Genomic DNA, 7,238 nt, shown 5'->3' with positions numbered 1-7,238 from the left:
CGCTGACCGTCACGCGCGCGCCGATCGAGTTCCTCGAGATCGAGCTCGCGACCTTCGCCGAGATGAGCCTCCGTTTCGACGTCTCCGAGGAGTACGGCGCAGCGAACGGCCGCACCCGGCTCGTCGACATCACGGTGCACCCGTCCGAGCTGCACGCGCCGATCGACAAGATCCACGCGATGCCGTTCCCGGGCCTCAACATCGACAACCTGCCGTTCTTCGTCGTCATCGCCGCGTGCGCCACGGGCACCACGCTGGTGCACGACTGGGTGTACGAGGGCCGGGCGATCCACCTGCTCGACCTCACCCGCCTCGGCGCGAACGTCACGCTGCGCGACCCGCACCGCCTCGACGTCACCGGCCCGACGCACTTCTCCGGTGCCGAGGTCAGCTGCCCGCCTGCGCTGCGTCCGGCCGTCGTGATCCTGCTCGCGATGCTCGCCGCGAAGGGTGAGAGCGTCCTCCGCAACGTCGGCATCATCGCGCGCGGCTACGAGGGCCTGCAGGAACGCCTCAACTCGCTCGGCGCGTCGATCGAGACGTTCCACGACTGAGTCGCGCGGCGTCGGTCCGGTCCTCACGGTGCAAGGTTCCACGCACGGTGCGACGGCGAACACCTCGCACCGTGTGTGCAAGCTCGCACCGAGCGCAGGCACACCCCGCGCACCCGCGCACCCGCTGCGCTGCCGCTCGCACGGTGCGAGGGGCGAGCCCGACGGTGCGAGGTTCCACGCACGGTGCGACGGCGAACACCTCGCACCGTGTGTGCAAGCTCGCACCGAGCGCAGGCACACCCCGCGCACCCGCGCACCGAGCACCGAGCACCCGCACCGCGTGCGCGGCGTCGCTCAGCCGCGGCCGAGCGCCCGTCGCGCAGCGGAGCCGGCGCTCACGACACCGCGCGGAACACCACCTCGAGCGCGACCTGCCGCGGCCACAGCGCGAACCGCGGCAGCACGTCCGGTCCGCACGCCCGCGAGCCGAGTCCGTGCTGCGCGGCGTCGAGGTACAGGTGCAGGCGGTCGGACGCCGGCAGCTCGTGCGGGTGCTCCGCCCGGTCCCACTGCTGCGCCGTGTGCCTGGCGATTTGGAACCCGGGCAGGTCCACGCCCGCGCCGCGCAGGGCGTCGATCGCGAGCCGTCCGATGCGCAGCTCCCGGAGGTCGGGACGGTGGCCGGTCTCCTGCGGCCGTGCGTACCGGACGCCGAGGGCGTCGACGGCGGACGCGAACCGCCCGACCACGACGCCGTTGGCAGCGTCCGGGTAGGACTCGTGCGGGCCGGTCCCCCACCACTCGACCGCGTCCCCGAGGTCGTCAGGCAGGTCCAGGTGCAGGCCGATCCGCGGCCAGGTGCAGTCCCACGGTCCGACGGGCACGGCGCTCCAGCGCAGCCGGAGGTCGTCGCCGTCGCCCGACCAGCGGAACTCCGAGTCGATGCCGGACCCGGTGCCGGCGGGCATCGACCGCAACCGCTGCACGAGGACACCGCCCTCGCGCGCGACCGCCGTCACACGGTGCGTCAGCCGGTCGAGTCCCCGCTCCCGCCACCGGTCGGCCGAGGGCGGCACGGATTCGTCGCCCCGTCCGGAGCTCAGTTCCGGCGACGTCGTCTCGTAGGAGCCCTGGCCGGACGCCCGGTCGTTCTCGGTCGGCGCGCGCCAGAGCTCGGGCACCAGGACGGCGACGTCGATGCCGTGCCAGGACCGCAACGCCCCGTCCTCGTCGAAGACCGCGGCGCTCGGCAGCACACCGGACGGGCGCGCCGACGGCGTCGGCGGCACGACCTCGACGACGGTCTGGACCTCGGCCACGACCTGCCCGCGCGGTGCCCACACGGTGTCCTGCCGGAGGGACGCCCGGAGCGTCAGGTGGGCCTCCCGGCCCCGACGCGGTGCGACCGCGTCGCTCGGCAGCGCGACGGTGACGTCGCGCCCCGGGCGGACGGGAGGCACGTCCAGCGCTCCGCCGTCGACCACGCGTCCGTCGACGCGCAGCTCCCACACCACGGCCAGGTCGGCCGTGTCGGCGTGCGCCCGCTGCGAGTGGACCGTGAGCGACGACCCCTCGCGCGTGAAGCGGACCGGAGCCCAGAGCCGCCCGAGGTCGGCGAGGGCCGGGCTCGGCGTCCCGTCGGAGAGGACGAGCCCGTCCATCACGAAGACGCCGTCGTGCACCGGTTCGCCGAAGTCACCGCCGTACCCGAAGTACGCGACCCCGTCGTCGGTGGTGGTCCGGAGGCCGTGGTCCCGCCACTCCCACACGAACCCGCCGTGCAGCCGCGACCAGCGTTCGAAGCGGTCCTGGTAGTCGGCGAGCGAGCCCGGCCCGTTGCCCATGGCGTGGCCGTACTCGCACAGGACGAACGGCTTCGCGCGTTGCCGGGCGCCGGCAGCAGGGCCGACCTCGTGGACCGGCATGGCGAGGTCGCCGCAGACCGAGTCGATCTCCTCGATGGTGGGGTACATGCGCGAGTACAGGTCGGTGTACGCACCCTCGGTGTCGCCCTCGTAGTGGATCGGTCGCGACGGGTCGCGGCGGCGGATCCAGTCGGCCATCGCGGCGAGGTTGCGGCCCGTCCCGGACTCGTTGCCGAGGGACCAGACCACGACCGACGGGTGGTTCTTGTCGCGTTCGACGGTCCGGCGGACGCGGTCGAGGTACGCGTCCCGCCATGCGGGGTCGTCCGACGGGTTGCCCGACCAGTCGACCTCCCAGAAGCCGTGCGTCTCGAGGTCGCACTCGAGCACGACCCAGAAGCCGTACTCGTCGGCCAGTTCGAGGAAGCGCGGGTGCGGGGGCTGGTGCGCGGTCCGGATCGCTTGCACGCCGTGCTGCTTCATGAGCGACAGGTCGGTGCGGAGGGTGTCCTCGTCGAACACCCGGCCACGGTCCGGGTGGGTCTCGTGTCGGTTGACGCCGTGGAACACGAGCGGTACGCCGTTGACGAGCAGCCGGTCGCCGACGACCTCGACCCGGCGGAACCCGACGCGGAGCCGCACCGTCTCGGCGTCGGTGGCGATGACGACGTCGTGGAGCCGGGGCTCCTCGGCGGACCACGCGTCCACCGTGCCCACGTCGACCCGGGCCGGCGCGCCGGGGGCGAGTCGTGCCTCCAGGCCGGTCTCGGGCAGACGGACCGTCACCTGCGTCGCGGTGGTGACCGTCTCGACGACGAGGGTGCCGCGGCCGGTCACCGGGTCGCGGTCGGCGGTGACGAAGACGTCGTCGAGGCCGCCGTCCGGGCGGTGTTCGAGGGTGACCGAACGGAACACGCCGGGCAGCCACCACTGGTCCTGTCCTCGAGGTAGCTCCCCTGCGACCACTGGTGCACCCGGATCGCGACCGTGTTCGCGCCGGGGCGGAGGAGTCCGGTGACGTCGTACTCGGTCGTGAGACGGCTGCCCGTCGACCACCCGACGGTCCGGCCGTTCACCCAGACCCGCGCGAGCGACTCGGCACCGTCCAGGCGGAGCAGGGTCCGACCTCCGGCGGGCCACCAGTCCGGCAGGTCCACGGTCCGGACGTGGTCGCCCGTCGGGTTGCGGTCGGGGACGTGGGGCGGGTCGACCGGGAACGGGTAGCGGATGTTCGTGTAGGCGGGGGCGCCGTGACCGTGGAGGACCCAGTGCGAGGGGACGGGGAGGTCGGACCAGTCGGGCCCGGTCGCGCGGTCCGTGCCGACGGCGAACGGCGGGACACCGTCGACCTCGTCCCGCGGTGCCCGGTCGTGCAGCCGGAAGCGCCACGTGCCGTCGAGCGACAGCGTCTTGGCGTCCGACCGGAGCCTGGCGCGCGGCGGCAGGCGCGAGCCGGACCCCGGAGCGGTCGTGCCGAGCGGTCCGACGGCCCCGGGAGCCGTCACTTGATCGCGCCCTTCGCGATGTCCCCGATGAACTGCCGTGCACCGATGAGGAACACCACGAGCAGCGGCAGGACGGACAGCAGTGCTCCGGCCATCACCATGCTGTAGTTGTTCGCGAACGTCGTGTTCAGCTGCGCCATCGCCACCTGCAGCGTGAGGTGGTTCGGGTCGTTCAGCACGATGAGGGGCCAGAGGTAGTCGTTCCACGAGCCGATGAACGTGAAGATGCCGAGGAAGCCCAGGCCCGGACGGATGAGCGGGATGCAGACCGTCCACCACTGCCGGAAGAACCCGGCTCCGTCGATCACGGCGGCGTCCATGAGCTCGTCGGGGACGCTCGACAGGATGTACTGCCGCAGCCAGAAGATGCCGAACGCGTTCGCCGCCGCCGGGACGATGAGCGCCTGCAGGTGCCCCACCCAGCCGAGGTTCGTCATGGTGATGAACTGCGGGATGATCGACAGCTGCATCGGGAGCATGAAGGTCACGAGCACGATCGTGAAGAGGGTCTTCCGAAGCGGGAAGTCGAACTTCGCGAAGGTGAACGCGGCGAGCGAGTCGAAGAAGAGCACGAGGGCCGTGACGCTCACCGAGACGATGACGGTGTTCAGCAGCGCGCCGCCGAAGTCGATCTTGTCGAAGACCTCCCCGATGTTCTGGAACAACCAGGGCCCGGGGACGAACACCGGCGGCGACTTGTAGATGTCGCTCGTCGTGTTGCTCGCCATGACGAACAGCCAGTAGAGGGGGAAGATCGAGACCACGGCGCCGACGGTGAGCAGCGTGTACAGGACGACACGGGAAGCGCCGGGGCCCCGACGCCGACGGCGGGTCACGGTGGTGCGGCTCGACGGCGCCGCGGTGGTCGGTCGGGTCAGGACGGTCACGCGCGTGCCTCTTCCTTCCGGCCGGCGGTGAAGCGCCAGCTGATGATCGTGAACACGACGACGATGAGGAACACGCCCCAGGCGATCGCGGCACCGTAGCCGAAGCGGTTGAACCCGAAGGCCTGCTGGTAGAAGTACAGGACCATCGTGAGGCCGCCCTGGCCGGCGCCGCCGCTGTTCGTCGAGCCGGCGGTGGTGGTGAGGACCTGGGCCTCCGTGAAGCTCTGGAGGCCGGTGATGGTGCTGACGACGAGCACGAAGATCACGGTCGGGCGCAGCAGCGGCAGGGTGATCGAGAAGAAGCTCCGGAAGGCCCCGGCGCCGTCGATCTTCGCGGCTTCGTAGACCTCGCCGCCGATCGACTGCATGCCCGCGAGGAAGATGATCGCGTTGTAGCCGGTCCACTGGTACGTGATGAGCAGCGACACCGTGACCTGGATGCCGAACGGGGTGCTCAGCCACGGCACCGCGGGGAGGCCGATCGCGTGCAGCAGCGTGTTCGCGAGCCCGAAGTTCTGCCCGAAGATCGAGCCGAACAACACCGCCATCGCGACGACCGACGTGATGTTCGGGATGAAGTAGGCGATCCGGAACGCCGTGCTGTACCGGACGGCGCTGTTGAGCATCGCTGCGATGACGATCGCGATGACGAGCATCGGGAACGTCGACAGCGCGAAGATGACGAACGTGTTCCTGATGGAGAGGTAGAACGTCGGGTCGGCGAAGAGCTTCTGGAAGTTCTCGAGACCGACCCACGTGGGGTCGCCCAGCCCGTTCCAGTCCTGGAAGGAGAGGACGAGCGAGTACATCGTCGGGTAGAGCCCGAAGACGAGGAACAGGACGAAGAACGGAGCGACCGCGAGGTACATCGGCCAGGTGCGGCGGATGCCCCGCCGGCGGGGCCGGGTCGTGGGACCCGGCCCCGCCAGCGACGGTGCGACGGACGTGGTCACTGCGCCGATTCCAGTGCCGACTTCGCGGCCTTCACCGCGTCGTTCCATGCCTGGTCCGGATCCTTGCCGCCCTGGATGTTCGTCAGCTCGACCAGGTACGGCGCCGACACCTGCGCGTCGTAGGGGCTGGTGTACTTCGTGGGCATCGACTCGATCGACTTCTGGAAGACCGAGACGGTGTCCTGTCCGCCGAAGAACGAGTCGCCCTCGGTGAGCGCGGACTCGGAGAGGGCCTTCGACGAGGACGGGAAGTTGCCGACCTGGCTGTACGTGGTGGCCTGCGCGGAGGGGGCGACCAGCGCCTCGATCACCTTGAGGGCGGCCTTCTTGTCCGAGGTCGCTGCGGGGATGGTGAGGAACGAGCCGCCCGCGTTGCCGGGTCCGCCCGGGGTGGCGGTCACGCGCCACTTGCCCGAGGTGTCGGGTGCGGCGCTCTTGATGTCACCGGCGTGCCACGCTGCGCCGATGACGGTCGGGATCTTGCCCTGGTTGACGGCCGAGGCCCAGTCCGGGCTGCCGTCCTCGATGTTGGCGACGATGCCGGCCTTCTCGGCGGTCACCGCGCGGTCCCAGGCCTCCTTCACCGTCGCGCTGTCGCCGGTGAACTTCCCCGACTTGCTCACGAAGCCGCTGTCGGCCTGCGCCATCGACCAGCTGAAGACGTCGCCCATGGACACCTCGAGCGAGGCCCCGGTCTTCGCCTTGAGCTGCTTGCCGAACGCGAAGTACTCGTCCCACGTGCTCGTGGCGGCGGCGACGGCGGCGGGCTCGCTCGGCAGGCCGGCCTTGGCGAGGACGTCCTCGCGGTAGAACAGGGCCGAGGGGCCGATGTCGGTCGGGATGCCGATGAGCTTGCCGTCCGACGTCGTCGCCTCGGCGAGCTTCCACTTCGGGAACTGGGCGAGGTAGGACGCCGGGACGAGCGACTTCAGGTCGGTGAAGAGGCTCGACTGCTGCAGGAAGTAGGGCATGTCCTCGCCCTTGACGCCGGTGATCGACGGGACGTTCGTCTTGCCGGTGAAGGTCGTGACGAGCTTCTGCTTGAAGTCACCGCCGATCACGTTCACCTGCAGCTTGTCGGAGGCGAACTCCTTCTTCGCGCTCGAGACGACCGAGTCGCCGAGGGCGCCGGGCCAGAGCCACGCGGTCAGCTTGCCGTCGGACGCGGACGATCCGGCGGAGCAGCCGGTGAGGACGAGTGCCGCGGCGACCGCGGTGGCGAGGACCGCGGCGGTGCGGCGTCGCTTCGTGGGGGTGCGCATGGGGTCTCCTGTGGTCGGGTGGAAGGGGAGGAAGAGCGGGGGAACTGGTGGGGCTGGGGTGGCGGAGCCGGGGGTGGTGCGGTGTTCAGCGGGCGCGGCCCGCCGGTGCGGCGGTCGCTGCCGGGAGGCCCGTGGTGACGAAGCCGTACCGGTCCCGGTCCGCGGCGGCCGGGTTGGCAGCCAGCCACGGTGCGAGTTCGTCCCGTCGGGGCGCGGTTGCGGCGCCGCCGGGTCGGGACACGGTGATCGCGGCGACGAGCGCCGCGAAGTCG

Annotated in this window: 5 protein-coding genes and 2 pseudogenes; 1 reads left to right on the top strand and 6 read right to left on the bottom strand. The window is 71.0% G+C overall.

Features of this window, described 5'->3' with window-relative positions:
* Positions 1–554, top strand: a pseudogene (locus I59_RS11780) (UDP-N-acetylglucosamine 1-carboxyvinyltransferase); the annotation flags it as partial.
* 335 nt (positions 555–889) lie between these two features.
* Here I59_RS11780 and I59_RS19900 read toward each other — a convergent pair.
* The 6 genes and pseudogenes from I59_RS19900 to I59_RS22875 form a co-directional block, all read right to left on the bottom strand.
* Complete coding sequence (locus tag I59_RS19900) at positions 890–3,274, bottom strand: glycoside hydrolase family 2 TIM barrel-domain containing protein (RefSeq protein ID WP_307120466.1); 2,385 nt, start codon at positions 3,272–3,274, stop codon at positions 890–892.
* The gene (locus tag I59_RS23750) at positions 3,193–3,864 is read right to left on the bottom strand and encodes a sugar-binding domain-containing protein (protein WP_307120465.1); all 672 of its coding nucleotides are present in this window, start codon (positions 3,862–3,864) and stop codon (positions 3,193–3,195) included. Before I59_RS23750 ends, I59_RS19900 begins: the two co-directional genes overlap by 82 nt.
* Positions 3,861–4,751: a carbohydrate ABC transporter permease gene (locus I59_RS11770; protein WP_022904039.1), complete on the bottom strand. Its 891-nt coding sequence runs from the start codon at positions 4,749–4,751 to the stop codon at positions 3,861–3,863. Before I59_RS11770 ends, I59_RS23750 begins: the two co-directional genes overlap by 4 nt.
* A complete protein-coding gene (locus I59_RS11765; RefSeq protein WP_022904038.1) occupies positions 4,748–5,704 on the bottom strand; it encodes a carbohydrate ABC transporter permease in 957 nt (318 codons plus the stop codon). The genes I59_RS11770 and I59_RS11765 overlap by 4 nt, the downstream gene beginning before the upstream one ends.
* Entirely contained in the window at positions 5,701–6,966 is a 1,266-nt protein-coding gene (locus tag I59_RS11760) for an ABC transporter substrate-binding protein (protein WP_022904037.1), read from the bottom strand. Before I59_RS11760 ends, I59_RS11765 begins: the two co-directional genes overlap by 4 nt.
* An 85-nt stretch (positions 6,967–7,051) precedes the next feature.
* Positions 7,052–7,238: pseudogene (locus tag I59_RS22875) on the bottom strand (carbohydrate kinase family protein); the annotation flags it as partial.

This window comes from Curtobacterium sp. B8 (assembly GCF_000333315.1).
GTDB lineage: Bacteria > Actinomycetota > Actinomycetes > Actinomycetales > Microbacteriaceae > Curtobacterium > Curtobacterium luteum.
This window is presented reverse-complemented; position numbering and strand designations above follow the sequence as displayed.